Origin of the sequence: Streptomyces sp. NRRL B-24484 (genome assembly GCF_000717715.1) — a bacterium.
Taxonomy (GTDB): Bacteria; Actinomycetota; Actinomycetes; order Streptomycetales; family Streptomycetaceae; genus Kitasatospora.
The window spans coordinates 61,029-86,965 of record NZ_JOAI01000048.1 but is presented as its reverse complement, the minus strand read 5'-3'; the positions used below and the strand labels follow the sequence as shown (position 1 = coordinate 86,965).

The window sequence follows — 25,937 nt, the reverse complement described above, 5'->3', positions numbered from 1 at the left end:
CGATCTTGCCCGGATGGTTCGTGGCATCCTGGAGCGCTGTGGCCGGGCCGACGGTGCCCGACCGGGGGGAGGGGAGTTGCGGATGAGGTTCTGCTTCCTGGTCGAGGAGCACTACCGGAACGACGGCATGCCGCTCGACGTGGTGCGGCAGCTGACCGCGTGGGGCCACCGGGTCGACGTCGTCCGCCCGGGCAGCTCGCTGCTCGACCTCGGCGCGCTGGTCCGCGCCGGCGACCACGACGCGTGGGTGCTCAAGACCGTGTCCGGCGGGCCCGGCCTCGGCCTGCTGGAGTCCGCCGCCGCGGTCGGCCTCACCACCGTCAACGACGCCCGGGCGATCCGGCCCGTCCGCGACAAGGCCCAGGCCGCCGTCATCGCCGCGCACCGCGGACTGCCCGTCCCCACCACCTGGGCGGCCACCCGCTGGGAGGACTTCGGCCGGATACCCGACGCCCACTACCCGCTGGTGGTGAAGCCCGCCGACGGCAGCTCGGGCCGCGCCGTCCACCTGCTGGAGCGCCCCGAGGAACTCGCCCGGCTCGGCGCCGAACTCGGCGGCGAGGGCCTGCTGATCGCCCAGCCGTACGTGCCCAACGGCGGCGTGGACCTCAAGGTCTACAGTGCGGGCGGCGAACTCTTCGCCACCGAACGGACCTCCCCGCTGCACCCGCACCACCCGCACCGCGAACGGCCGGTGGCGCTCGCCCCGGAGGTCGCCGCGGTCGCGGCCCAGGTCGGCGAGGTCTTCGGGCTGGACCTGTACGGCGTGGACATCCTGCTCGGCCCGGACGGCCCGGTCGTGGTCGACGTCAACGACTTCCCGAGCTTCCGTGCCGTCCCGCAGGCCGTCGCCCGGGTCTCCCGCGCCGTGCTCCGGCTGGCCCGCACCGGCTCCTCCTGGCCGTCGGTGGCCGCCGCGCCGCCGCAGGGCGTCGCCGGCACCCTGCCGGCCGCGGTCGGCGGTGCCGCGTGAGCGCCCGCGCACACGTCAGGCTGCTCACCGCCGACCCGGACCATCCGCTGCTGGCCGCCGCCGCCGCGCTGCTGCGCGCCGACGGCCACGTGGTCGACAGCCAGCACCCGGACGCACCCGAGCGGCCCGGTGCGCCGGACGTCTGCCTGCTGAAGGCCCGCACTCCGCAGGCGCTCGCCCTGGCCGCCCGGCTGGAGGAGCGCGGGGTGCCGGTGCTGAACCCGGTCGCCGCCACCGCGTTCTGCCAGGACCGGCAGCGGATGGCCGACCGGGCCCTGGCCGCCGGGCTGCCGTTCGCCCCGACCCGGACGGCCGGCCTCGCCGAACTGGCGGAACGGGCCGTCCACGAACCGGTGGTGGTGAAGAGTCTGCACAGCCGCCGGGGCGACCTGGTCGCGGCCGTCCACGACCGGGCCGGGGCCCGCCGGCTCGCCGAACGGTGGCCCGGGGAGCCGGTGGTCGTCCAGCCGCTGGCCCGCAACGACGGCTGGGACCACAAGCTCTGGGCGGTCGACGGCCGGCTCTTCGCCGAGCGCCGCCGCTCCGAACTCGCCGCGCCGGCCGCCGTCGCGCGCGAGGAGCTGCCGGTCGCCGCACTGCCGGACGGCTGGGCGGAGCTGGTCCGGGCCGCGGGCGAGGCCTTCGGGCTGCAGGTCTACGGGGTGGACGTGCTCGACACCGCCGACGGCCCGCTGATCGTCGACATCAACGCCTTCCCCGGCATCCGCGGCCAGCAGGGTGCGCCCGAGGCACTGGCCGCGCTCGCCACGGCCGTCGCCGCGGGCCGTCTCCCCTCCGGGGCCCGGGCCGCCTGACCCGCCTGCCCGTTCTCCCGGCCCGGCCCGTGCGAGCTGCCGAGTGCCTGACGCCCGGGCAGCACCCGTCCTCCGCGCGCCGGAGGGTCCGGACGGTCACCGGACGGGTGCCCTCACCAGGCGGTCGGCCGGACCTCGAAGCCGGTCAGGCCCTCTGGCGGCTCCTCGGAGACCCGGCGGTCCTCGACGACCGCGCGGCTCGGGCCGCGCCCGCACCACTCCACCAGGCGTTCGACCTCCGCCGGCCCGCCCTCGAAGACGGCCTCGACCCGGCCGTCCGGCAGGTTCCGCACCCAGCCGGCCACACCGGCCGCAACGGCCTGCTGCCGGCAGCTGTCGCGGAAGAAGACGCCCTGCACGACCCCGGCCACCATCACACGTCTACGGATCACGCCTGCCAGGTATACCCGATCCCGGACGGCGGCCGCGGGGCCGCCGCGCCGCGCGGCCGGGCCGGGGCGGCCGACGTCCCGTCAGGACCGGTCCGGCGCACGGCCGCACGGACGGCGGAATTCCGGCCGGGCGATTCGGTCCGTTCCCGGAAATTGTCCGGGGCGTGATCGGAAATTCATCGGGACGGTTCCGGGCGAACGGCAATTGAACGGCGCCGGGGAATGGCAAAGGGCCGGGGCAGCCGATACGGCTGCCCCGGCCCGTTCGTCGGTGCAGGTGGGGGGATCAGGCCACGGCCGGGCTGAGCTTCGGGTTCGGGCCGAAGGAGTTCGCCTCGGACTGGCCCTCGGTGGCGGCGAAGACGATGAGGACGATCGCACCGATCAGCGGGACGAGCCCGATCAGGATCCACCAGCCGGGGCGGCCGGTGTCGTGCAGGCGGCGGACGGTCACGGCGAGGCTGGGGACCAGCACCGCGAGGCCGTAGAGCGCGGTGAGCAGCGAGGTGTCCAGCAGGCTGCCGACGATCGCCAGGACGACGTAGATCACGAGGTTGACGAGGGCGAACATCCAGTATTCCTTGCGGCGTGCCCGGCCGCCGAAGCCCGCGTAATTCTTGAGCACAGCCAAGTACCAGTCCACGTCAGTTGTCCCTGTTTTCGTGCCGATTGGGTTGGGGGGAATGTAGTGGTGGGGGTGATGGGCGGTCAAGAACTTTTTCAACGGGTGGGGGAAGCAATTCGCCCGGGCCCGACACAGGGCTGTAACCCGGTCGCAGCGGCCCCGACAAACGTCCCCACTAGGCTGGTGGCACACCCGTCACAGGCCCACGCCCCGTACCCCGAGGAGGACCGTGCGCCGCCCCCTGCCGCACCCCGCGGCCGCACCCGGCTGGCTGCTCCACCCGCTGCGCTGGCAGCGCGGGCCGGTGCCCCGGGCGGCGGTCGTGCGCGGCGCCCTGGGTACGGGCCCGGTGCTGGCGGTGTGCCTGGCCGCCGGGCAGCCGCAGGTGGGCGTGCTGGCCGGGCTCGGGGCGATGTTCGCGGGCATCAACGACCGTCCCGGCACCTGGCGCAGCGGGGTGCTGCACATGGCCGTCCCCGCCCTCGCGGGCGCGCTCGGCCTGCTGGTCGGGCAGAGCGCCGGGGCGGGCGCCCGGGTGCTGCCGGTGCTCGCCCTGGTGGGGCTGGTGTCCGGCGCGGTCAGCGTGGCCGGCCCGGTCTGGTCGCTGGCCGGCCTGCAACTGCTGGTGCTGACCGCGGTCGGCGGCGGCATGCAGCTGACCGTCCCCGCCTGGCTCGGCGCCGCCGCCTTCCTGGCCGGCGCCGGGTGGCTGCTGCTGCTCCGCCTGACGGTGCGCAGGCCCGGGGGCCGGCTCCGTGACGAGCGGGCCGCCGTCGCCGGGGTGTACGACGCGCTCGCCGACGCGCTGGAGGCCGTCGGCACCCCGGCCGCCGAGCCGGCCCGCCGCGCCCTGACCGCCGCCCTCGACCGCGCGGACGAAGCCCTGCGCCTGCGGGCGCTGATCCGGCTCCCGCGGTCCGGTCGCTCCGCGGCCGACCTGCGGCTCGCCGCCCGGCTGGGCACCGCCGCCGCGCTCTGCGAGGCCAGCGTCGCGCTGCTGTGGGAGGGCGAACCGCTGCCGGCCCGGGTCGCCGACGGGCCGCGCCGCCTGGCGGAGGCCGTCCGCCGCGACACCGCCCCCGGCGCACTGCCCGCGCCGGTCTCCGACACCCCGGCGCGCAGCGCCTTCGACCGCGCCGTGCTGGAGGCCGGGGTCGCCTTCGGCGCCTCCGCCCCCGCCGCGCCGCCGCACCCGGGCCGGCGACCGCTGGTGCACCCGGCCGGTCCCGCGGGCCGCGAGTACGGGCTGCGGGTGGCCGCGTGCGTGACCGTCAGCACCGCCGTCGCCCTGCTGCTGCACACCGGCCACTGGTACTGGCTGCCGGCGACCGCGGCCTTCCTGGTCAAGCCCGACCTCGGGCCGCTGTTCTCCCGGGTGGTGAGCCGGTTCGCCGGCACCGCCGCCGGGGTGATGGCCTTCGTCCCGCTCGCGGGGCTGCTCACCGGCCGCTGGTGGCCGGCCGTGGCGGTGGCCCTCGGCGGCGCCCTGGTGCCGGTCGCCGTACGGCACTTCGCCCTGCAGACGGCCGTCGTCACGGTGACGGTGCTGACCTTCGTCTCGGTCGGCGGCGACCGGCAGGCCGCGGCCTCCCGGCTGGCCGACACCGCCGTCGCCTGCCTGCTGGTGCTGCTCGTCGGCCACCTGCCGAGGCTCGCCGACACCCAGGCCCGGGTCGGCCACCGGTCCGCGCACGCCCTGCGGCACACCCGCCGCTACCTGCAGCACGTGCTGGCGACCGGCCCGGCCGACCCCGCCGGGCACCCCGCCGACCCCGCCGGGGACGTCGCCGGGAACGCCGGGCACGCCGCCGAGCAGCGGGCCGAACTGCGCCGCGCCGCCTACCAGGCGCTCGCCGAGGCGCGCACCGCCGCCGAGACCGCCGCCGCCGAACTCCGCACCGGCCGCGGCCCGGACTGGCTGCGCGTCACCACCGGCGCCGAACGGATCGTCGACGCGGCCACCGCCTGCGCCGTCCGGCTGGAACACGGCGCCGCCCGGCCGGCCGCTCCGGCGGCCCGCCAGGTCGCCGAGGCACTGGACGCCGTCGCCGACGCCCTCGACGGCCGCGGCGCCGCACCCGGCCCCCGCCCGGCGCTGGCCGACCTGCCGCCCGACTGCCTCACCCTCAACGACATCGTCACCGAACTCCGCCGGATCCGGACCCTCACCACCGCGGCCTGACGCCCCGGCGGCCGCCCGGACCGGCGGCACCCGCCGCACCCCGGCGGCGGCCGGGCCCGGCCCGGCCGCTAGCATTCGGTACGAACACGCCCGATCCCGGTCGGACCGGAGGAAATCCTCCCGGTCCGCCCTCACCCGCGGATCGGCGCGGCCCTCCGGCGGTCAGCGGCGACCGCCCGCCGTCCAGCGAAAGCCGCCGCACCGGCGGCGCACCACGGAGCCCCCATGCGCCCAGCGCCGCCCGCCGATCCGACCAGCTCCCCGGGCGAGGTCCCGGCGCTGGTTGCCCTCGCCGTCACCGCCTTCGCCATCGGCACCACCGAGTTCGCCGCGATGGGGCTGCTGCCGCAGATCGCCGACGGCCTGCACGTGTCGATCCCGCGGGCCGGCTGGCTGGTCTCGCTGTACGCGCTCGGCGTGGTGATCGGCGCGCCGCTGCTCACCGCCCTGTGCGCCCGGCTGCCGCGCAAGGCCGTCCTGGTCGGACTGACCGGCCTGTTCACGGTCGGCAACCTGCTCTGCGCGATCGCCCCGAACTTCGCCTTCCTCGCCGCCGCCCGGCTGATCACCGGCCTGCCGCACGGTGCGTTCTTCGGCGCCGGCGCGGTCGCCGCCGCCGAACTCGCCGCCCCGCACCGGCGGGCCCGCGCCGTCTCGGTTATGTTCTCCGGCCTCACCGTCGCCAACATCCTCGGCGTGCCCGTCGCGACCCTGCTCGGCCAGCAGCTCGGCTGGCGGGCCGCGATGCTCGTGGTCGTGGCGATCGGCGGGCTCGGCGTCGCGGCGATCGCCCGGTTCGTCCCGCCGCTGCCCAGCCACCCGCAGGCCGGCCTGCGGCACGAGCTCTCCGCCTTCCGCAGCGGACAGCTCTGGCTGGCCCTGGCCACCGTGGTCGTCGGCTGCGCGGGCCTGTTCGCCTGCTACAGCTACATCACCCCGCTGCTGACCGAGGTCTCGGGCTTCGCGGACGGCTCGGTCACCCTGGTGCTCGCCCTGTTCGGCGTCGGCTTCACCCTCGGCAACGCCGTCGGCGGGTGGGCCGCGGACCGGGCACTGCGGCCGAGCATCTGCGCCGCCTTCCTGCTGATGGCGCTCGCCCTGGGCGTCTTCGCGGTGACCGCGCACGCCGAGTGGTCGGCGGCCGTCACGGTCGTGCTGATCGGCGTGTTCGGGTTCGCGGTGGTGCCGACGGTGCAGACCCTGGTGCTGCAGAAGGCCAGGAACGCGCCCACGCTGGCCTCCGCCACCGTGCAGGGCGCCTTCAACCTCGGCAACGCGCAGGGCGCCTGGCTCGGCGGGCTCGCCCTGAGCGCCGGCTGGGGCTGGACCTCGCCGACCCTGGTCGGCGCGGGGCTCGCGCTGGCCGGCTGCGCGATCGCCACGGTCTCCTGGGTGGTCGACCGCCGCGGCGGCGGGCCGACCGCGGTGGCCGCGGGTACGGCCGCCGCCGAGGCGCCGCAGCCGGTGCCGAACTGACGGCCCGCCGGGGCCCGCACCGCGGGCCCCGGCAGCACCGTTCGCACTCCCGCGCCCGGGTCAGTCGAGCGGCGCGACCAGTTCGCCGGTCGCCGCGAGGTGCACCGTCAGCGCCTCGGTCGGACACATCTCGGCGGCCTCGGTCAGCCGCTCCGACGCCTCCGCCCGGGCGTGCCGGGGCACCGCCCGGCCGTCCGGGCCGAGCTGCACGTCCGCCGGGGCCGCCGCCGCGCACAGCCCGGTGCCGACGCAGCGGATCCGGTCCACCCGGACCTCGAGCCCGCCGGCGTCCCCTGCCGCGGTGCTCACCAGGCCACCGCCAGCCGCTGCGGGCTGCGGGTGAGCAGGCCGCGCCGCCACTCGATCGCGGCCGGCGCGTCCACCAGCCGCAGCTGCGGGAAGCGGCGGGCCAGCCCGTGCAGGGCGAGTTCCAGCTCCATCCTGGCGAGCCAGGCGCCGAGGCAGTGGTGCGGGCCGGCGCCGAAGGTCAGGCTGGGCGTGTCGAGCGCATCGAACAGCGGGATGCCGTCGGGGTAGACCGCCGGGTCGTGGTTGGCCGTGCGGGCGTCCGCCGCGACCACGCTGCCGGCCGGGATCAGCACCCCGCCGATCTCCGCGTCCTCGACCGCGCGGCGCAGCAGGCCGGGCGCCGTCTCCTGGTCGCCGAGCGGCACCGCGCGCAGCAGTTGTTCGGCCGCGGCGGCCGCGCCCGCCTCGTCCGCGCCGATCCGGGACCAGCCCTCGGCGCCCTCCGAGAGCAGGTAGACCAAGGCGTTGCCGAGCGAGGTCATCGTGGTCTCGTGGCCGGCCACGACCAGCCCGCACACCAGCGAGACGAGCTGGGCCTCGGTGACGCCCTCGGTGCGGTCGGCGGCCTCGACCAGGCTGCTCACCAGGTCCTCGCCCGGGTCCTTGCGCCGCTCGTCGACGACCTGCTGCCCGAACCGGCCGAACTCCTGCATGGCCTGCCGGATCTCCTCCGCGGTGTACGCGGTGGCCGACAGCGCGTGGTCGCTCCAGCGGCCGAGCCGCTCGTAGTCCAGTCCGTCCAGGCCCATCAGCCGGCTGATCACCGCGACCGGCAGCGGACGGCTGAACGCGCCCACCACGTCGGCGGGCGAGCCGGCCGCCTCCAGGCCGTCCAGCAGGTCCTCCACCACCGAGCCCACCCAGGGCCGCCAGCGGGCGATCGAGCGCGGGGTGAAGGCGCGCTGCACGGTGCGGCGCAGCCGCTGGTGGGCCTCGCCGTCGAGGTTGAGGATGGCCTCCGGGTCGTCCAGCAGGTTCGGCACCAGCGTGGTGGCGGGGGCGTCGGGGGCGAACAGCGAGGCCCGGTCGAAGCGCGGGTCGGCGAGCAGCTTGCGGACGTCGGCGTGCCGGGTCACCACCCAGACGGGCGTGCCGGTGGGCAGGGCGGCCAGCCGCGGCGGGCCGGGTTCGGCGTGGCGCAGGCAGTGCAGCGGGACGAGGGCGGGCATGTCGGGGGCCGCGGCGTTCGCGGTGGTCATCCGGTCCTCCAGGCGTCGGCGCCCGGGCGTCCGCCTGCGCACACCGCAGGCGGACGCGTGGTCCGGGCGTTCACTCGTGCGGGTGCGCGGTCGGTGGGCGTGGGGCGCCGCGGCCGCGGCACCCGTCCCGACACCCGACCGTACGGGTACGTCGCACGCGCCGGAAGGACGCGAATCGGCCATCGGTGGACGGGAGTCCGCCGATGGCCGACGCCGTCTCAGATACCGGTCTCCGCGGGCAGCCGGCCGGACCGGACTGCGGCCAGCAGCTCGGCGTGGTCGGCCTCGCTGCGGTCCGCGTACGCGACGGCGAAGTCCGCCATCGCCACGTCCAGCTCCTCGCTCTTGCCGCAGTACCCGGCGAGCAGGGCCGCGTCCGCGGTGTGGGTGTGCGCCCGGGCGAGCAGCGCGCCGGTCAGCCGGCCGTAGTCGTCCAGCTGGTCGGGGCGCAGCGCGGCCGGGTCGACGCTGCCCTTGCGGTTGCGGAACTGCCGCACCTGGTAGGGGAGTCCGTCGACGGTCGTCCAGCCCATCAGCACGTCGCTGACCACCTGGATGCGGCGCTGGCCGAGTACCACCCGCTGGCCCTCGTGCACCGGCAGGCCGGAGACGGCGAAGCCGGCCCGGGCCAGGTGAGGCAGCAGGACCGAGGGTCGCGCCTCCTTGACCTGCAGCACCAGCGGCTGCTCGCGCTGGTCGACCAGCAGCACCACGTAGGCACGGGTGCCGACACTGCCGGTGCCGACGATCCGGAACGCCACGTCCTGCACGCTGTACCGGCTCAGCAGCGGCTGCATCTCCGGTGCCACGGTCGACAGGTAGGCGGCCAGCGAGCCCGCCACCTCGGCGGTCTCGGCCTCCGGCACCCGGCTGAGCACCGGCGGCGCCGGGGTGAACCGCCAGCCGCCGTCGTCCTGACGGACCGTCGACTTCGAAGCGAAGCGGGCACTGGTGTTGCGCAGCGCCTTCTCCGCCACCGCCTCCAGCACCCCGGCGAGGTCGTGCGCCTCGGCGAAGGCGACGAGGTGCTCGTCGGCGATCGCGTTCCAGGCGTCCAGCGCGGGCAGCTTCGCCAGCTTGCGCACCGTCCTGCGGTACGAGGACGAGGCGTGGAACGCCGCCTGCCGGCAGTCGTCCTCCGAGGCGCCCGCCTGACGGCCGGCCAGCACCAGGCTGGCCGCGAGCCGCTTGAGGTCCCACTCCCACGGGCCGGGGGCGGTCTCGTCGAAGTCGTTGATGTCGATGACCAGCCGGCCGCGGGCGTCGCCGTAGAGGCCGAAATTCGCCGCGTGCGCGTCGCCGCAGAGCTGCGCGACCACGCCCGACACCGGGGTCTCCGCGAGGTCGTGGGCCATCAGCCCGGCCGACCCGCGCAGGAAGGCGAACGGCGAGGCCGCCATCCGGCCCACTCGTATCGGCACCAGGTGCTCCAGGCGCCCGATGTTCGCCTCGTCCACCGCCTCGGCCACGGTCGGCCGGTCGGCCGACACCTCGAAGCGGGCGTGCGCCGCCCGCGGAGCCCGCTCGCGCAGCGCCTTGCCGCGCTGCCTGCCGTCCCCCTGCGGGGGCCACGGTGCGAATCCCGGTACCGCCCGTCCCAAGATCGCCCCACCCGCCGTCTGCTCGGCCAACCCTGCCACCGGCACTCCGTCTCCTCTGGCTGATCACGCTACTGCAGCCCAGCACGCTACCGCCGGAGGCTCCCCGGCAGGCAGCGGGGACGTTCCGGGTCCGTAACATGCAGGTCATGGCCCATGACCTGCGCGCGCTCGACGACGCCTACCTCGCCTTCTGGCGGGAGTACCAGCTGTGCACCTTCACCACGCTGCGACCGGACGGCACGCCGCACGTGGTGCCGGTCGGCGCGACCTTCGACCCGGAGACGCTCACCGCCCGGGTGATCAGCAGCCGGACGAGCCGCAAGGTGCGCAACGTGGTCGAGGCCGGCCCGGACGGCGCCCGGGTGGCGCTCTGCCAGGTCGACCGGGCCCGCTGGGCGACCCTGGAGGGTGTGGCGACGGTCAGCCAGGACCCGGAGCGGGTGGCCGAAGGGGTGGCCCGCTACACCGAGCGCTACCGTCCGCCGCGGGTGAACCCGGACCGCGTGGTGATCGAGATCCGGGTCGACCGCGCCCTCGGCCGCGCCTGAACGGCCTCTTCCGGGAACGCACCGCGCCCCGCCCGCCCGGCCGGGAGCCGGAGGAGCGGGGCGCGGTCCGTCCGCGGCGGACGGTCAGCTCACGTTGACCGCCGACCAGGCGGCGGCGACCGCCGCGTACTCGGCGCTGCCGGCGCCGTACAGGTCGGTCGCGGCCTTGAGGGTGGCCGTCCGGGCGCCGGAGTAGTCGGTGGTGGACGTCATGTAGACGGTCAGCGCCCGGTACCAGACCTTGCCCAGGGCGTCCCGGCCGATCCCGCCGACCGTCGACCCGTTGCAGGTGGGGCTGTCGTACGAGACCCCGTTGACCACCTTGGCCCCGCTGCCCTCGGCCAGCAGGTAGGCGAAGTGGTTGGCCACGCCCGAGGAGTAGTGCACGTCCAGGTTGCCGACGCTCGAACTCCAGCAGTCCGCCGACTTGGTGTCCCTGGAGGGCTTGTCCATGAAGCGCAGCGCGGGCTTGCCGAAGCCGGGCTGCACGATCTCCTCGCCGATCAGGTAGTCGCCCGGGTCGGACGCGTTGGCCGCGTACCACTCGACCAGCGTGCCCATGATGTCCGAGGTCGCCTCGTTCAACCCGCCGGACTCGCCCGAGTAGTTGAGCTTCGCACTGCGCGAGGTCACGCCGTGGGACATCTCGTGCCCGGCCACGTCCAGCGACACCAGCGGGCCGAAGGTCGAGCCGTCGCCGTCGCCGTACGTCATGCAGAAGCAACTGTCCTGCCAGAAGGCGTTGTTGTAGTTGCTGCCGTAGTGCACCCGGTTGTACGAGCCCTTGCCGTCGCCGGCGATGCCGGAGCGGCCGTGCACGTTCTTGTAGTAGTCCCAGGTGGTGTTGGTGCCGTACTGCGCGTCGACGGCGGCGGTCGACCGGTCGGCGTTGGCGCCGGTGCCCCAGTGGTTGTCCGCGTCGGTGAAGAGCGTGGCGGGCGCCCGGCTGAAGCAGATCGAACCGAAGCACAGGTCGGTCTTGTTGGCGGCGTCGCCGGTGTAGGTGTTGCCGCGGGTCGGGTCCTTCAGCTGGAAGGTGCTGCCGGAGGCGGTCGTCTCCAGCGGCACCGTCCCGCTGTACAGCGAGGCGCCGTCGCCGGCCGCCGTCTCCAGGCCGTCCCAGGCGTCGATCCGGGCGCCCGTCCGGGCGTCGGTCAGCACCGTCCGCGCCACCGGGTTGCCCAGGTAGTCGGTGCCGGCGGCGGTGGTCTGCCAGGCCAGCCGCGGCTTCCCCGACCGGGCGTCCACCACCAACTGCGGCTGCGCGCCCTGCTGGACGGTGGTCCGGCCGGGCACGGCCCGGACGAGCTCGCCGTTCGCCTGCGCGGCCGCGGCCTCCTTCGGGACGGACGGCGTGGTCGACGGCACCGCCAGGTCGGTGCTCGCGGCCCGGTCGGCGCCGCGGTAAGAGCCGTCCGGGCCCAGGTGCACCACCAGGTCGCCGCCGAGCACCGGCAGACCCGCGTAGCTGCGGTCGAACCGGACGTGCCGGCTGCCGTCGGCATCCGTGACGACGTCCCGGACGGAGCTGGACTGGCTTTCGGTGACGCCGAGTTGGGCGGCGTGCGAGGCCATCGCGGCCTCGGCCCGGGCCACCGCGGCCGCCTGCGGCGCCGGGGTCGGACGGTCGGTCGCGCCCGCGGCCGGCGAGGCGACGGACACCAGTGCACCCGCCACGACGGCGACGGCGGTGGCCACGGCAGTGCTGCGGGGAATGCGCATCGTGCTCCTCGGTGTGTGGGGAGGTACGGGCACCGCGAGGGGTGTGCACGGCGCCCGGGGAGCGTTGGCGCTGAACCTGAGAGGGGGTCACGGCGGGAGGGTGCCGCCGGAGTACGTTGTTTTACATGTCCAGGACAGTTCTCGTAAAGACCGCCCATGGAAAGACTTGTGAGGGACAGTCACGAGAGGCGCGGACCCGCGTGTGGAAGAGTCGGGGGCGTTGCCCGTGCCGGCCACCCGGGGTCGAACCCCGTGGCCGAGAGGATCAGGAGCCGTTCCATGCCCGAGGAGATCACCCTGCGCCCGGTGACCGCCGACGATCTCGACCTGTTCGAGAGCGAGTTCAACGGGCCGGAGGGAACAGGCTTGTACCAGTGGTTCGGCTTCGGCTCACCGGCCGGTCTGCGCCGGCAGTTCGCGGAGAACGGCCTGCTCGGCCCCGACGGCGGCGTGCTCTCCGTCGCGGAGGCCGGCCGGACGGTGGGCCGGGTCGAGTGGTTCGCCGGCACGTGGGGACGGCCCGCCACCTCCACCTGCTGGACCCTGGCGATCGGGCTGGTGCCCGCCGCGCACGGCCGCGGCACGGGCACCCGGGCCCAACAGCTGCTGGCCGACTACCTCTTCGACCACACCAGGGCCGAACGGCTCCAGGCATGGACGGACTGCGCCAACCTCGCCGAGCAGCGCGCCCTGGAGAAAGCGGGCTTCGTCCGGGAGGGCGTGCTGCGCTCCGCGCAGTGGCGCGGCGGCCGGTGGCACGATCAGGTGATCTTCTCCATGCTCCGCACGGAGCGGCCCGGCGGCGCATCGAGCTGACCGTGCGGCAGCGACCGGCCTGACGGACGGTCGGGTTCTGTCCGGCGGATCACGCGACGGGCTCGGGTCAGGGCTTCTCGTCGGCGAGTTCGCACATCAGGTCGACGAGAGCGGTGACGGCGGCCGACGGCCCGTTGCTCGGCCACAGCACGCCGTAGTCGAGGGCCGGCCCGTCACGGAAGGGAACGAACGTGATGCCGGGCCGGTCGTGGTACTGCGCGGCGCGCACGGCCACGACCGACACGCCGAGACCCGCGGCGACCATGGCGGTGGTCTCGGGCCAGAACGTGTACACGGGTCCTCGGGGGACGGGACGCCCCGACGGGGTATGGGTGGGCAGGTGGAAGTCCAGCAGGGATTTCGGGAAGGCGCCCCGCGGGGTGATCAGCGGGGCGGCGGCCAGGTCCTCCAGTGACACGCTGCTGCGCCGGGCCAACGCGTGGCCGGCCGGGACCATCAGCGCCCGCGGCTCGGAGAGCAGCACGGGTCCGCTGGTGATGCCGGGCTCGCGTACGGGGAACTCGCTCACCTGCACGTCGAGCTCGCCGCGCCGCAGCGGGCCGAGCGGGTCGTCGAACTGGATCTCGAGGATCTGCACGGTGCACCCGGCGTGCCGGCTGCGGAGGACCTCGGCCGCGCGGAGGACCAGATCGGCGCACCAGGGAGTCGAGTAGCCGACGCGCAGCGGACCGGTGATGCCGCGCGCCCCGGCGACGGCCCGGTCGATGGCCTGCTGGATCTGCAGCCGGGCGGGCAGCAGGTCGTCGCACAGCTGTTGGCCGAGCGCGGTGAGGCGGACGGTGCGGGAGGTGCGTTCGAACAGCGGCGCGCCGATGCGCCGTTCCTGCTTCTTGATGGCATGGCTGACCCGGGACGGGGTGATGTGCAGCCGCTCGGCGGTGCGCCCGAAGTGCAGTTCCTCGGCCAGCGCCAGGAAGATCTCGATGTCGCGCAGTTCCATGCCGCCTCCTGATCATGAACCTAGCGGTCAATGCTGCGTTGACACAACGCGCATCGATGACCGGCCGGGCAACGCAGCCTTGCCGACTTCGCCGTTGTTCGTCCCCAGGGGCGCCCGCCAGGCTGAGGGCCGGTGTCCGAGAGGCGTGACCCGGCCGGGTGCCGGTCCCCCCGCGGCGCGCCGCAGATCGACCACCGAACGCAAGGAGACCCGTGATGGGAACGCGTACGACCGGCTTCTCGAAGACGGGACTGCAGAGGGTGCGCGACGTGCTCGCGCGGCACGTCGAGTCGGGGCGGATACCCGGCGTCGTCGCGCTGGTGAGCCGAGGCGAGGAGACGCACGTCGAGGCGCTCGGGGCGATGCACCACGGCGGCGGCGCGCCGATGCGCCGGGACACGGTCTTCCGGATGGCCTCCACCTCCAAGCCGGTCACCATGGCTGCGGCCGTGGTCCTGCTGGACGAGTGCCGGCTGCGCCCGGACGACCCGGTGGAGCAGTGGCTGCCGGAGCTGGCCGACCGGCAGGTGCTGAAGCGGATCGACGGCCCGCTGGACGACACCGTGCCGGCGCGCCGGCCGATCACCGTACGGGACGTGCTCACCTGCACCTTCGGCCTCGGCATGGATATGACGTCGCTCGGCACGCCGATCATGAACGCCGTCTTCGAGCAGGGGCTCACCCCCGACCTGCCGACCCCGATGCCCGAGCCGGACGAATGGATGCGCCGCCTCGGCACGCTCCCGCTGATGCACCAGCCGGGCGAGCGCTGGCAGTACCACATCGGCAGCGACCTGCTCGGCGTGCTCGTCGCCAGGGTCACCGGCCTGCCGTTCGAGACCTTCCTGCGCGAGCGCGTCCTCGACCCGCTGGGTATGACGGACACCGGCTTCCACGTGCCCGCCGACAGGACCGGTCGCCTGCCCACCCTCTACGCCCCCGACCCGCGGACGGGCGGGTTCACGGTGTGGGACGAGGCGACGGACGGACGCTGGAGCAAGCCCCCGGCGTTCCCGGGCGGCGGTGGCGGCCTGGTCTCCACCGCCGACGACTACCACGCCTACTTCCGGATGCTGCTGAACGGCGGCCTCCACGAGGGCGAGCGGATCCTGTCCCGGCCCGCGGTCGACCTGATGACGACCAACCGCCTCACGCCCGAGCAGAACGCCGCGCGCACCGCCATGGCCCTCGACAACGTGCACCTGTCCTTCGGCCAGGGACAGCACGGCGGTTGGGGCCTCGGCATGGCGGTGCGCACCTACCGCGGCGACTACGCGCCGGTCGGACAGTTCGGTTGGGACGGCGGAAGCGGCACCTCGACCTACGCCGACCCGGAGTACGGGGTCACCGGGATCCTGCTCACCCAGGTCGGCCTGTCCGTCCCCAACGCCGCCCACCTCATCCACGACTTCTGGACCACCGTCTACCAGGCCGTCGACTACTGACACCGACCCGGCAGGCAGTCGTACAGGACTTCCCCGCCGGAGACGAAGGAGCACACGATGTCCCTCACCCTGACCGACGAGGACAGGACCACCCTGCGGACCGCCGCGTACGGTGCCGTCGAGCTGATGGCCGCCGCCGGCGCCACCGGCTCCCCCCACAGGATCGCCGCCGCCGGATCGATCGCCCTGGCCTCCGCGACCGGGCCGGTCGGACACGTCCTTGCCGCGAAGGGCAAGCGCGTGGCCCTGCACGGCACGTCCGTGGCCGAACTCGCCGACCAGGTGCTGCCGGCCCTCACCGCAGCCATGGCGCTGCTCGACCGGCAGGATCCCGCAGAGGCCGACAACTTCCGCGACACCGTCCTCCTCGCCCTCGAAGCCGGCCGGGTCCACGAGGCTCGACCCGCCCCCGTCCTGGCGGACATCGCGCGCAGGATCACCGCAGCCCTCGGCGCCGTCGGGCCGGCCGGTCGCGACAGCAGCCCGGTCGGCTGAGTCCGGCGCGCCACCGCCCGCCCGGCGGCACACTCACCCGAACGCCGTCAGGTCCGGCTCAGGGGCGAGTCGGAAGGCGGACGGGGTGCAGCCGTAGCGGGCGGTGAAGCGGTGGGTGAGGTGGGCGTGGTCGGTGAAGCCCGCCATGGCCGCGACCTGGGCCAGCGGCAGGGCCGTCCGGCGGACCAACTGCCCGGCCACGTCCAGCCGGACACCCAGCACCTCCGCCCGGAACGTGCTCCCGCCGCGGGCCAGTTCACGCTGCAGCGTCCGCGGCGAGAGCTGCAGCGCGCCCGCCGCCACCGACAGCCGCCACCCGGCGGCCGGATCCCGCCGCACCGCCGCCCGCAACCGCTCCACCGCCGTCGCGGCCGGCTCCGCGCCGTCCCACTCCAGCCGCCAGTCCGCCGCGCGGCTCCCACCGCGCACCCGGACCCGCCGCCCCACCCGGGCCCGAGCCGCAGCACCCTGCACCGCCCGGACGAACAGCGACTCCGCCCCCGCCGGAGCGCTTCCCAGGTACGGGACATGACGGATCGTCAGTCCGTCCCGCTCCGCCAGCAGCAGCGTCCGGTGCCCGAGGTGCAGCCAGGCCTCCAGCCGTCCGGCGGCCTCCGCCAACTGCTCCGGTCCCGCCGCCGGCTCCGGCGTCCCGAACACCGCCAGCAGCCGGTCCGCGGCCTCCTGCAGACCGGGCCCGCCCGCGGAGGTCCACAACGTGCCCACCAGCACCGCGTGCAGCCGCTCCGGCGCGGCCCGCCCCGTCGCCAGCAGCTCCGCCACCCGCTCGGCCGTCCGCGCGGAGGCGGCCCGGTCGCCCAGCGAGGCCAGCACCGCCGCGGTCATCGCCGGATGCGCGGTGCGACCGGGTTCGACGGGGCGGTTGGACATGGCGCGATCGTACAAGCGGTGCGTCACGGCCCGGCGGCAGCATGGCGGCCATGGACCTCAGCACCACGCGCATCCTCGTCACCGGCGGCACCAGCGGAGTCGGCCGGGCCCTCGCGGCCGCACTGGCCGCCCGCGGCGCCACCGTCGCCACCTGCGGCCGCACCGTGCCCCCCGGCACCGACCTCGCCTTCACCGCCGACCTGGCCGAACCCGGTGCGGCGGCCCGCATGGTCGAGCAGGCCGCCGCCCGGCTCGGCGGACTCGACGTGGTGATCGCCAACGCCGGTGTCCAGTACGCCACCCCGCTCACCGACGGCCCGGACCCGCAGCTGCTGGCACGCATCCGCGACGAGATCGCCGTCAACCTCACCTCGGTCGCCGAACTCGCCGCCGCGGCCTGGCCGCACCTCGCCGCCCGCCCCGCGGCCGCCTTCGTCGCGGTCGGCTCCGGACTCGGCTACGCCCCGAAGCGCAGCGCACCCGTCTACTGCGCCACCAAGGCGGGCCTGCACACCCTGCTCGACGCCCTGCGCTACCAGGCCGAGAGCGCCACCCCGCACGTCCGCGTCCAGGAGGTCGTCCTGCCGCTGGTGGACACCCCGATGACCGCCGGCCGCGAGGGCCCGGCCCGCAAACTCACCCCGGAGGCGGCCGCCGACGCGATCCTGCGTGGCCTGCGCACCGGCCGCCGCACCGTCCCGATCGGCGCCTCCCGTGCCCTCCTGGCGATCAACCGCCTCAGCCCGGCCACCGCCCGCCGCATCCTCCGCGACGCCTGACGGCGGCCCGCCCGCGCACTCCCTTTCGGGCCGCCGACGGTACGTCAGGCCGCCCAGTCCTCGCAGTACTCGAGGTGCAGGCCGCGGCCGTCGGCGATGAGCCCCTCCAGGTAGTGGATCTCGGCGCAGTAGTGCGGGGAGGCGGGGTGGGCGCGGACGTGCGCGGGGCCGTGCTGGGCCACGTCCAGGAAGCGGTCCGCGGTCTCCCGGAAGGCCCGCGCACTGCCGGTCATGAACAGCGTCCCGGCCGCCACCTGCTGGTGGAAGCGGTCCCGGAACTCCCGGTGGTGGCGCTCCTCCAGCGCGGCGTCCGGCACCTGCGCCGCGGCCCCCTCCGCCTCCGGCAGGTCCGCCGTCCCGGGCGCCCCGGCACCGAGCCGGGCCCGCAACTCCTTCCACCGCGAGGGCGCGAACTGCAGCGAGTGGTGCAGCAGCACCAGGTCCAGCCGCTCGTTCCCGGCCGCCGCAGGCACGAACGCCCCCGGCAGCCGGTTGCCCCGGATCGGCACGTGGACCAGCGACCGCGGCGAGCGCGCCGCCAACAGCCACAGCCCGCCGATCGTCCTCGCCGCCCCGCGGTCGAACCAGCCCTCCAGGACGTCGTCCCGGTCGACCAGCACCGCCCGCTCCACCGCGCCGCGCGGCCGGACCACCCGGAACTCCTGCGCACCGAGCCGCGCCCGGTGCACCTGGACGGGCAGCCTCACTTGGTGCCGCCCATCGGCCCCAGGTAGAGGTAGTCCGCCTGCCCGGTGCGCCGCGCCCGGTCCACCGACTCCAGGAAGCGCATCCGCCGCGGCGTGAGTTCGGCCGCCCAGTCCGCCATCGGCAGCACCCGGAAGCCGGTGTGCTCCGCCGGGTCGGTGCGGACGGCCGCGAGCCGGTCGGCGTCCAGCGCCCCGCCGTCGAAGACGAAACCGATCTTGAACGGCAGCTCGCCGACCGGCGGCGCGAACATCACCGTGAGCAGCCGGCCCGGCTCCTCCGGCAGCACCAGGCCGGTCTCCTCCCAGGTCTCCCGCCTCGCGCACCCCCACGGGTCCTCGCCGAAGTCCAGGTTCCCGCCCGGCAGCTGCCACAACTCGGGGTCGTAGACCGACCGCAGCATCAGCGGATGCCCGTCCGCGTCGGTGAGATGGGCGGCGGCGAACACCGTGCCGTGCGGAAGCGTCCGGACGAACTCCGCGGTCGGCAGCAGTTCCACGGCAGCCCCCTCCTGGCCGGGGCTCACTCGCCGGGGTAACGCACCCCGATCCGGTCCCGGACCGCGTCCAGCGTACGCATCACCGCGATCGAACCGTCCAGTGGCACCAAGGGCGACTCGGTCAGTCCGGCCCGCAGGCAGCGGACGACCTCCGCGGCCTCCCACCCGTACCCGTGGCCCTGCCGCGGCGCCGCCCGGAACTCCTCGGGCTCGCGGCCGTCGCGGTGCAGCACGAAGCCGTCCGGATGGAAGAAGTCGCGCTCGATCTCGATCCGGCCGGCCGACCCCTGGACGCTCGCCCGCTGCGCGCTCTGCGCCGTCAGCGAGCAGCCCAGCAGCGCGGTGGCCCCGCCCGGGTGGCCGAGCACGATCGCGGTGTTGGCGTCCACGCCCTGCGGGGTGAGCTGCGCCCAGGCGTGCACCGACTCGGGTGCGCCGAGCAGCAGTTGGGCGAAGGCCACCGGGTAGACGCCGAGGTCGAGCAGGGCGCCGCCGCCGAGGGCCGGGTCCCAGAGCCGGTGCGCCGGGTCGAACTCGGCGGGGAAGGCGAAGTCCGCGTGCACCGACCGGACCTCGCCGATCGCGCCGTCCGCGACCAGCTCGGTGATCCGGCGCACCGTCGGGTCGAGGTACGTCCACATCGCCTCCATCAGGAAGAGCCCGCGCTTGCGCGCGGTCGCGACCAGCTCCTCCGTCTGCGGGGCGCTCAGCGTGAACGGCTTCTCGCAGAGCACCGACCTGCCGGCGTCCAGCAGCAGCGACGTGGCGCTGTGGTGGTGGGCGTGCGGGGTGGCCACGTACACCACGTCCACGTCCGGGTCGGCCGCCAGCTCCCGCCAGCTCCCGTACGCGCGGGGCACGCCGAAGCGGTCGGCGAAGGCACGGGCGCCCTGCTCGGAACGGGAGGCCACCGCCAGCAGTTCGGCGCCCTCCACCTGCAGCAGGTCCTCGGTGAAGGAGACGGCGATGCCACCGGTCGCGAGGACGCCCCAGCGGATCGGACGGTCGGCGGCGGGCTCCATGCTGCTGCTCCCAGGGTCGGCGGTACGGCTCGGGAGGCGCGGCACGGGCCTGGTGGCGCCCGGGGGACACCACGGCAAACGCTCTCCGATCGCCGGTCAGCCTAACCGGCGGTGACCGGCGGCCAGGACCCCCGTCCGCCCACCGGTCACCGCCGGAGCACTCACCCGTCGGCGGCGAGGACCTCCACGGCCGCGGACAGCGGCACCTCGCCGCAGGACGGCCCGACCAGCACCGTGAACACGCCCTTCTCGGCCAGCCAGCGGCGCTCCTCGACCGACCAGTGGGCGAGCGCCCGCGGTGCGACCTCGATCCGGGCCTCCACCCGCTGCCCGGGCTCGGCCCGGACGGACGCGAACCCGGCCAGCCAACGCACCGGCCGATCCACGGCACTGCCGGGCCTGGCCAGGTACACCTGCACCACTTCGCGCGAGGCCCGCCGGCCGGTGTTGCGCAGCACCGTCCGGACGGTGAACCCGGCGCCCGGTGCGACGTGCTGCGGCACCTCCACCGCGAGGTACTCCCACTGCCCGTAGCCCAGCCCGTGGCCGAACCAGTACGCGGGCTCGGCGCCGGCCCTCAGCCAGCCGCGGTGGCCGAGGTGCAGGCCCTCGCGGTAGGCGAGCACGCCGTCCTGCGGGTGGGTGCCGGGAACGGCGGGTCCGGCGCCGGTGGCCGGCCAGGTGGTGGGCAGCCGCCCGCCCGGTTCGGCCCGGCCGAAGAGCACGTCGGCCAGTCCGTCGCCGCCCTCCTGGCCGGGGAACCAGCCGAGCAGCACCGCCGCGGCCTCGCCGCGCCACGGCATCAGCACCGGCCCGCCGGAGTTGACCACCGCGACCGTGGCCGGGTTGGCCGCCGCCACCGCGGAGACCAGGGCGTTCTGCCCGCCGGGCAGGTCGAGGGTGCTGCGGTCGAATCCCTCGCTCTCGTGCTGCTCGGAGGTGCCGACCACGACGATCACGGCGTCGGCACCGCGGGCGAGTTCGACGGCCGCGGCGAGCTCCTCCTCCGGGGTGCCGGCGGGGGCGTCCGCGGTCAGTGCGACCACCCGGCCGTGACCGGGTTCGACGATCCGCCGGGCCGCGACCTCGGTCTCCCGCCCGGCCGCGAGCTCCACCTCGGCCTGCCGGAACGCCGGCGTGACGTGCAGGTACGTCGGGTCGTCGGACTCCGGCGCCGCGTAGCAGTCGAGCACCGTCCGGCCGTCCACCCGCAGCCGGACGGCGCCGAGCCCGACCACCCCGAGCCGCCAGCGTCCGGCGGTGGCGACCCGCAGCACCGTCCGCAGTTCGACGCTGTGCAGGGCGGCGAGGTCGACCGACTCGTCGACCTCGAAGGAGCGTCCGCTCGGCCGGTCCTCGGTGTGCAGCACCTGCCCGGCGGCGTCCAGGAAGCGGACGTGGACGCCCGGCCGGCCGGTCGCCGGGTTGCGGCAGTCGCCGGCGGCGACCGGGGTCGGGCGCACCGAGGTCCGGACGCCGGGCGCGTGGACGACCTCGACGCCGGGCGGGAGGGCGGCCCGGATGCCGTCCAGCGGCGACACCACCGCGGCCGGGTAGACCGAGGCGCTGCCGCCGCCCTGGATCCGCGCGGCGGCCGCGCCGGGCCCGAGCACGGCGATCCGGCGCACCCGGGCCGGGTCCAGCGGCAGCAGCCCGCCGCGGTTGGTCAGCAGTACGGCCCCGGCGGCCGCGGCCCGGCGCAGCAGCGCGCGGTCCCGCTCCGGGCGGGCCGTGACCGGGGGCCGGGCGGGGGCGCCGTCCAGGGCGCCGACCCGCCGGGCCAGCCGGAGCAGCCGGCGCACCTTGTCGTCCAGCGCCGCGGCCGGCACCCGGCCGGATCGGACGGCCTCGGCGAGGCGCTCGCCCCAGTGCTCGTTGGGCCCGGGCATGGCGAGGTCGACGGCGGCCGCCCCGGTGGTCTCCGTGCTGCGGACGGCCCCCCAGTCGGAGACCACCAGGCCGTCGAAGCCCCACTCGCCCTTGAGCGGCTCCGCCAGCAGCGGACTCTCGCTCATGGAAAGGCCGTTGACGCCGTTGTACGCCGACATCACCGCCCACACCCCGGCCCGGACGGCGGCCTCGAAGGGGGCGAGGTAGACCTCGCGCAGGGTGCGTTCGTCGATCGCGGCGTCCAGGGTGAGCCGCTCGGTCTCGGACTCGTTGCCGACGTAGTGCTTGGCGGTGGCGGCGACCCCGCCGTCCTGGACCCCGCGGACGTACGCGGCGCCGATCCGGCCGGTGAGCAGCGGGTCCTCGGCGAAGCACTCGAAGTTCCGGCCGGCGTACGGCGAGCGGTGCAGGTTGAGGGTCGGTGCGAGCAGCACGTCGACGCCCTTGCGGCGGGCCTCGGCGGCGAGCAGTGCGCCCAGCCGCTCGACGAGCTCCTCGTCCCAGCTGGCGGCCATCGCGGTGGGGGAGGGCAGGGCGAGGGCGGTGTCGGTCTCGTCCCAGCGTTCGCCGCGGACGCCGATCGGGCCGTCCGAGGTGACGATCGGCCGCAGCCCGAGGGCCGGTTCGGCGCTGGTGCGGAAGGTGCCGCCGCCGGAGACCAGGCGGGCCTTGCGCGCGATGTCGAGGACCTCGGGTCCGACGGTGTCGGTGGCGCCGGGGGAGTCGGGGGCGGGGGAGCCGGGGGAGCGGCCGGAGGTGTCGATGGCGGTCAACTCTTCACCGCCCCCTGCATGATGCCGTCGATGATCTGGCGTCCCATCAGGAGGAAGGCGGCGATCACCGGCAGACTGGCGACCAGGGCGCCGGTGAGGACGAGCGAGTAGTCCTTGATGTAGCCGCTGGCCAGCTCGGAGAGGGTGAGCTGGATGGTCGGGTTCTGCTGGGTCATGACGACCTTGGGCCAGTAGAAGTCGTTCCAGGTGGCCATGAAGGTCAGCATGCCGAGCACCGCCATCGCGGGCCGGGCGGCGGGCAGCGCGACGTGCCAGTACAGGCCGCGGGTGGTACAGCCGTCCATCCGGGCGGCGTCGAGGAGTTCGTCGGGCAGGGCGGTGACGAGGTACTGGCGCAGGAAGAACACGCCGAAGGCGTTGGCGACGGCCGGCACGATCAGTGCCTGCAGGTGGTCGGCCCAGTGGAACCAGTTGGCCATCATGATGTACAGCGGGATGATGCCGAGCTGGGTCGGCACCATCATGGTGGCCACCACCGAGGCGAGCAGCGGGTTCCGGCCGCGGAAGGGCAGCTTGGCGAAGGCGAAGCCGGCCAGTGAACTCGTCAGCACCACGCAGGCGGTGACGGTCGAGGAGACGACCAGCGAGTTGAGCAGCGCGAGGCCCATGTCGGTCTGCCGGAAGGCCTCGCCGATGTTGTGCAGCAGGTTGCCGCCGGGCAGCAGCACGGGCGGCACCCGGTGGACGTCGGTGTTGTTCCGGGAGGCGGCGACGACCGTCCAGTACAGCGGGAAGACGGACAGCACCACGCCGACCGCGAGGGTGGCGTACACGCCCTTGCCGGCGGAGAGTTGGCGGTTGCGGCTCACGAGGCGTCGGCCCCCTTCATCCGGCGGGCGGCGAGCAGGTTGGCGGCCACCACGACGACGATGAGCAGGAACATCGCCCAGGACACCGCCGCCCCGTAGCCGTACTTGAAGCGGCCCCAGAACTGGTTGTACGAGTAGAGCGCCAGGGTCTGGAACTGGTGCTGGGAGCCGCCGGTGGTCGGGTCCTGCTGCTGGCCGAAGAGCATCGGCTCGCCGAACAGCTGCAGGGCGCCGATGGTGGAGACGATGACGGTGAACAGGATCGTCGGCCGCAGCATCGGGATCGTGATCGACCGGAACTGCCGCCAGCGGCTCGCCCCGTCGATCGCCGCGGCCTCGTACAGCTCGAAGGGCACGGACTGCATGGCGGCCAGGTAGATCAGCGCGTTGTAGCCCGTCCAGCGCCAGGTCACGATCGCGGAGATGGCCGTCCAGGAGGAGAGCGTGCCGGCCTGCCAGTCGATCCGGTCCACCCCGAACAGCCCGAGCGCCCAGTTGACCAGGCCGAAGTCCCGGCCGAAGAGCTGGACGAAGATGAGGGTGACGGCGGCGACCGAGGTGACGTTGGGCAGCAGCACCCCGAGCCGGAAGAACGTGCGGCCGCGGATCCGGTAGTTCAGCAGGTGCGCGAGGCCGAGCGCGAACAGCAGTTGCGGCACGGTGGAGAGCACCCCGATGCCCAGGGTGTTCTTCAGCGCGTTCCAGAAGAACGGGTCGTCCAGCAGTCGGCGGTAGTTCTCCAGGCCGACCCAGCTGCTCTCGGTGCCGGGCCGGTCGGCCCGCCAGCCGGTCATCGAGACGTAGCCGGTGTAGAGCATCGGGAAGAGCCCGAACACCGCGAACACCAGGAAGAACGGGGCGACGTACAGGTAGGGGGAGGTGCGGCGCTCGATCCGGCTCCAGCGGGCGGCCGGGGCGCGGGCGGGGCGCAGCGGCGTGTCGGCGGACACGGTCGCGGCCATGGCGGGGGCTCCTTGCGGGTGGGCCGCGGTGCCGGCGGGGTCAGGTCCGCGCCGGCACCGCGGGATCGGGGGGTGTGCTCCTCGCGGTGCGTCCGTGGCCCTGGAGAGCGGGTTACGGCGGCCCGGGAGGGGGCGTGTCAGCCGGTGATGTTGGCGACGTCGGCGAGGGCCTTCTGCCAGGCGGTGCCCGGGTCGGCCTTGCCCTGCTCGATGGAGGTGAGGGCGTTGCCGATGGCGGTGCCGATCTCGGCGCCGTGCGCGCCGAGCGGCTGCGGCTGCAGGTCCTTGGCGGACTGGGAGAAGATCTTGCCGGTGGGCGCGTTGTTGAACAGCGGGTCGGTGAACCCGGCGATGTCGGGCTGGCTCCAGAGCGCCTGGTCGGACGGGAAGTAGCCCTTGTTCTTGAACAGCCAGGACTCCTGCTCGGGGGCGGTGAGCCACTTCGCCAGCTCGACGGCGGCCTTGGTGTGCTTGCCGGCCTTGGGCACCGTCAGGTACGAGCCGCCCCAGTTGCCGCCGCCGCCCGGGATCCGGGCGATGTCCCAGCTGCCGCCGTCGGTCGGCGGGTTGGCCTTGAACTCGTAGCTCATCCAGGCGGGGCAGGCGACGGTGGCGAACTGGCTCTTCTGGAAGCCGGTGTCCCAGGCGGGGGTGAAGGCCTGGATGCCCGCGGACTGCCCGTCCTTGATCGCACCGGCGACCAGGTCGAAGGCCTGCTTGACGGCCGGGTTCTCCTGGACGACGGGCTTGCCCGAGGCGTCGTAGAAGCCGGTCGGCGCCTGCGCGACGATCGAGCTGAACAGGTTGCCCGCGCTGTCGAACCACTTGGCGCCCTTGGTGGGGCTCTTGGCGAGGAACTGCTTGCCGGCGGCGGTGTAGGCGGGCCAGTCGGCGAGCAGCGCGGAGACCTGGTCGCGGTCGGTCGGCAGGCCGGCGGCCTTGAACAGGTCGGTGCGGTAGCAGAGGGCCATGCCGCCCATGTCGGTGCCGAGGCCGAAGAGCGCCTTGCCGTCGGCGCTGGAGGCCGGGGCGGTCTTCGAGGGCACCCACTGGTCCTTGCTGACGCCGTACTGCAGGAAGTCGACGAACTTCGAGGCCTGCGGCTGGAACCCGGCCACCTGCCCGATCTCGATCGCCTCGATGTCGGCGGTGCCAGAGCCGGCCAGCAGGTGGGCGCGCAGGTTCTGGTGGTGGGCGCCGAGGTCGGCGCGGTTCTCCTTGACGGTGATGTTGGGGTGCAGCTGCTCGTACTGCTTGTAGAGGTCCGCGTAGCCGAACTCGGAGAACAGGTTCACGGTCAGCGTGATCTTGGCGTCGGCGGCGTCCTCGGCGGCCGGGCCGCTGCTGGAGCAGCCGCCGGCGAGCAGGGCGACGGCGAGCGCGGCGGAGGCGGCCGCCGCAGCGGATCTCCGGCCGGTGCGGGCGGTGGGCATGGGTGGGCTCCTTGCGGGGATTCGGCGTGGGGCGGATGTACGGGGGGCGCGGGAGAGCGCTCCACCGGATGGACGTGCGGGCGTCCATCGGATCAGATGGGAGAGCGCTCTCCCGTCGGACGGAGCCTGGCCCCGGAACAGCCCCGCCGTCAAGGGGCTGCACTCAAAAGCTTTGCGCACCTGCCGATTTGAAAGCACGATCGGCGAGGGTCCGGCTGCTGCAAGGGGCTTGACATGACGGAAACATCGCGGCAACCATTCCCATGACTGCGAGAGCGCTCTCCCAGGAATCGGCCGACGCGTGCCGTCCTCCCCCACCCGTCTCGTCAGGAGAGTTCCCCATGCTCGCTCCACCCGCCCGTGCGGCGGCCCCCACACCGCACTCCGCACCACCCTGGCGCGCCCTGGCCGGGCTCGTCGCCGGCGCCCTGGTCGCCGGACTGCTGCTGTTCCTGCCCGCCGGGCGGGCGCAGGCGGCCGCCTCGCTGCTCTCCCAGGGCCGCCCGGTCACCGCCTCCAGCGAGGAGAACTACGGCACCGCGGCCGCCAACGCGGTGGACGGCAGCACCGGCACCCGCTGGTCCTCGGCCAACA

The 25,937-nt window shown here is 74.9% G+C and carries 24 protein-coding genes and 1 pseudogene; 10 read left to right on the top strand and 15 right to left on the bottom strand.

Translation table 11 applies throughout. The features are described 5' to 3' along the window. The first annotated feature begins 82 nt into the window (after positions 1-82). The gene (locus IE98_RS0133665) at positions 83-973 is read left to right on the top strand and encodes an ATP-grasp domain-containing protein (RefSeq protein ID WP_030275582.1); all 891 of its coding nucleotides are present in this window, start codon (positions 83-85) and stop codon (positions 971-973) included. Further along, positions 970-1,788 carry an ATP-grasp domain-containing protein gene (locus tag IE98_RS0133660; protein WP_030275581.1) on the top strand — a complete coding sequence of 273 codons (819 nt, stop codon included), beginning with the start codon at positions 970-972 and terminating at the stop codon, positions 1,786-1,788. The genes IE98_RS0133665 and IE98_RS0133660 overlap by 4 nt, the downstream gene beginning before the upstream one ends. A 113-nt stretch (positions 1,789-1,901) precedes the next feature. Here the strand turns inward: IE98_RS0133660 and IE98_RS0133655 are convergent, their stop codons facing one another. Both IE98_RS0133655 and IE98_RS0133650 read right to left on the bottom strand, forming a co-directional pair. Continuing rightward, the gene (locus IE98_RS0133655; protein ID WP_234443774.1) at positions 1,902-2,180 is read right to left on the bottom strand and encodes an acylphosphatase; all 279 of its coding nucleotides are present in this window, start codon (positions 2,178-2,180) and stop codon (positions 1,902-1,904) included. A 286-nt stretch (positions 2,181-2,466) separates the two neighbouring features. Further along, positions 2,467-2,823 (bottom strand): DUF805 domain-containing protein, encoded by a 357-nt coding sequence (locus IE98_RS0133650; RefSeq protein WP_030275579.1) that lies wholly within the window; start codon positions 2,821-2,823, stop codon positions 2,467-2,469. A 211-nt stretch (positions 2,824-3,034) separates the two neighbouring features. Here IE98_RS0133650 and IE98_RS0133645 point away from each other — a divergent pair, with 211 nt between their 5' ends. Together IE98_RS0133645 and IE98_RS0133640 are read left to right on the top strand one after the other, a co-directional pair. Next, entirely contained in the window at positions 3,035-4,987 is a 1,953-nt protein-coding gene (locus tag IE98_RS0133645) for an FUSC family protein (protein ID WP_234443773.1), read from the top strand. A gap of 225 nt (positions 4,988-5,212) precedes the next feature. After that, the gene (locus IE98_RS0133640) at positions 5,213-6,463 is read left to right on the top strand and encodes an MFS transporter (RefSeq protein WP_052391330.1); all 1,251 of its coding nucleotides are present in this window, start codon (positions 5,213-5,215) and stop codon (positions 6,461-6,463) included. A 60-nt stretch (positions 6,464-6,523) separates the two neighbouring features. Here IE98_RS0133640 and IE98_RS0133635 read toward each other — a convergent pair whose 3' ends face one another. The 3 genes from IE98_RS0133635 to IE98_RS0133625 form a co-directional block, all read right to left on the bottom strand. Further along, entirely contained in the window at positions 6,524-6,772 is a 249-nt protein-coding gene (locus tag IE98_RS0133635; RefSeq protein WP_052391329.1) for a ferredoxin, read from the bottom strand. Beyond that, entirely contained in the window at positions 6,769-7,971 is a 1,203-nt protein-coding gene (locus IE98_RS0133630; RefSeq protein WP_030275575.1) for a cytochrome P450, read from the bottom strand. Before IE98_RS0133630 ends, IE98_RS0133635 begins: the two co-directional genes overlap by 4 nt. A 218-nt stretch (positions 7,972-8,189) precedes the next feature. After that, complete coding sequence (locus tag IE98_RS0133625; RefSeq protein ID WP_420706247.1) at positions 8,190-9,575, bottom strand: DUF2252 domain-containing protein; 1,386 nt, start codon at positions 9,573-9,575, stop codon at positions 8,190-8,192. Positions 9,576-9,718: 143 nt separating this feature from the next. Between IE98_RS0133625 and IE98_RS0133620 the strand changes: the two genes are divergently transcribed. Further along, entirely contained in the window at positions 9,719-10,120 is a 402-nt protein-coding gene (locus IE98_RS0133620) for a pyridoxamine 5'-phosphate oxidase family protein (RefSeq protein ID WP_030275573.1), read from the top strand. Between the two features lie 84 nt (positions 10,121-10,204). On the opposite strand, the gene IE98_RS0133615 is transcribed toward IE98_RS0133620, so the two are convergent. After that, the gene (locus IE98_RS0133615) at positions 10,205-11,842 is read right to left on the bottom strand and encodes a M4 family metallopeptidase (protein ID WP_030275572.1); all 1,638 of its coding nucleotides are present in this window, start codon (positions 11,840-11,842) and stop codon (positions 10,205-10,207) included. A gap of 279 nt (positions 11,843-12,121) precedes the next feature. Between IE98_RS0133615 and IE98_RS0133610 the strand changes: the two genes are divergently transcribed. Then, a complete protein-coding gene (locus IE98_RS0133610; RefSeq protein ID WP_030275571.1) occupies positions 12,122-12,658 on the top strand; it encodes a GNAT family N-acetyltransferase in 537 nt (178 codons plus the stop codon). 67 nt (positions 12,659-12,725) lie between these two features. Here the strand turns inward: IE98_RS0133610 and IE98_RS0133605 are convergent, their stop codons facing one another. Further along, the gene (locus tag IE98_RS0133605; protein WP_030275570.1) at positions 12,726-13,619 is read right to left on the bottom strand and encodes a LysR family transcriptional regulator; all 894 of its coding nucleotides are present in this window, start codon (positions 13,617-13,619) and stop codon (positions 12,726-12,728) included. Positions 13,620-13,834: 215 nt separating this feature from the next. Between IE98_RS0133605 and IE98_RS0133600 the strand changes: the two genes are divergently transcribed. Together IE98_RS0133600 and IE98_RS0133595 are read left to right on the top strand one after the other, a co-directional pair. Beyond that, positions 13,835-15,064 (top strand): serine hydrolase domain-containing protein, encoded by a 1,230-nt coding sequence (locus tag IE98_RS0133600; RefSeq protein WP_030275569.1) that lies wholly within the window; start codon positions 13,835-13,837, stop codon positions 15,062-15,064. 57 nt (positions 15,065-15,121) lie between these two features. After that, a complete protein-coding gene (locus IE98_RS0133595; protein WP_030275568.1) occupies positions 15,122-15,559 on the top strand; it encodes a hypothetical protein in 438 nt (145 codons plus the stop codon). 33 nt (positions 15,560-15,592) lie between these two features. On the opposite strand, the gene IE98_RS0133590 is transcribed toward IE98_RS0133595, so the two are convergent. Continuing rightward, positions 15,593-16,450, bottom strand: a complete 858-nt coding sequence (locus tag IE98_RS0133590) for a helix-turn-helix transcriptional regulator (RefSeq protein ID WP_030275567.1) — start codon at positions 16,448-16,450, stop codon at positions 15,593-15,595. 50 nt (positions 16,451-16,500) lie between these two features. Between IE98_RS0133590 and IE98_RS0133585 the strand changes: the two genes are divergently transcribed. Next, complete coding sequence (locus IE98_RS0133585; protein WP_030275566.1) at positions 16,501-17,229, top strand: SDR family NAD(P)-dependent oxidoreductase; 729 nt, start codon at positions 16,501-16,503, stop codon at positions 17,227-17,229. A 44-nt stretch (positions 17,230-17,273) separates the two neighbouring features. On the opposite strand, the gene IE98_RS0133580 is transcribed toward IE98_RS0133585, so the two are convergent. From IE98_RS0133580 to IE98_RS0133550, 7 genes are all read right to left on the bottom strand, one after another. After that, positions 17,274-17,936, bottom strand: coding sequence for a hypothetical protein (locus IE98_RS0133580; protein ID WP_030275565.1), 663 nt, complete (start codon positions 17,934-17,936; stop codon positions 17,274-17,276). Then, positions 17,933-18,433 carry an NUDIX domain-containing protein gene (locus IE98_RS0133575; RefSeq protein WP_030275564.1) on the bottom strand — a complete coding sequence of 167 codons (501 nt, stop codon included), beginning with the start codon at positions 18,431-18,433 and terminating at the stop codon, positions 17,933-17,935. Before IE98_RS0133575 ends, IE98_RS0133580 begins: the two co-directional genes overlap by 4 nt. 23 nt (positions 18,434-18,456) lie before the next feature. After that, positions 18,457-19,455 (bottom strand): Gfo/Idh/MocA family protein, encoded by a 999-nt coding sequence (locus IE98_RS0133570; protein WP_030275563.1) that lies wholly within the window; start codon positions 19,453-19,455, stop codon positions 18,457-18,459. A gap of 161 nt (positions 19,456-19,616) precedes the next feature. After that, entirely contained in the window at positions 19,617-22,025 is a 2,409-nt protein-coding gene (locus IE98_RS0133565; protein WP_052391339.1) for a glycoside hydrolase family 3 C-terminal domain-containing protein, read from the bottom strand. Positions 22,026-22,114: 89 nt separating this feature from the next. Then, complete coding sequence (locus tag IE98_RS0133560) at positions 22,115-22,948, bottom strand: carbohydrate ABC transporter permease (RefSeq protein ID WP_030275561.1); 834 nt, start codon at positions 22,946-22,948, stop codon at positions 22,115-22,117. Continuing rightward, complete coding sequence (locus IE98_RS0133555; protein WP_030275560.1) at positions 22,945-23,910, bottom strand: carbohydrate ABC transporter permease; 966 nt, start codon at positions 23,908-23,910, stop codon at positions 22,945-22,947. The genes IE98_RS0133560 and IE98_RS0133555 overlap by 4 nt, the downstream gene beginning before the upstream one ends. 137 nt (positions 23,911-24,047) lie before the next feature. Continuing rightward, a complete protein-coding gene (locus tag IE98_RS0133550) occupies positions 24,048-25,343 on the bottom strand; it encodes an ABC transporter substrate-binding protein (protein WP_030275559.1) in 1,296 nt (431 codons plus the stop codon). A gap of 263 nt (positions 25,344-25,606) precedes the next feature. Between IE98_RS0133550 and IE98_RS52700 the strand changes: the two are divergent. Then, positions 25,607-25,936 (top strand): annotated as a pseudogene (locus IE98_RS52700) (discoidin domain-containing protein); the annotation flags it as partial. Position 25,937 lies beyond the last annotated feature (1 nt).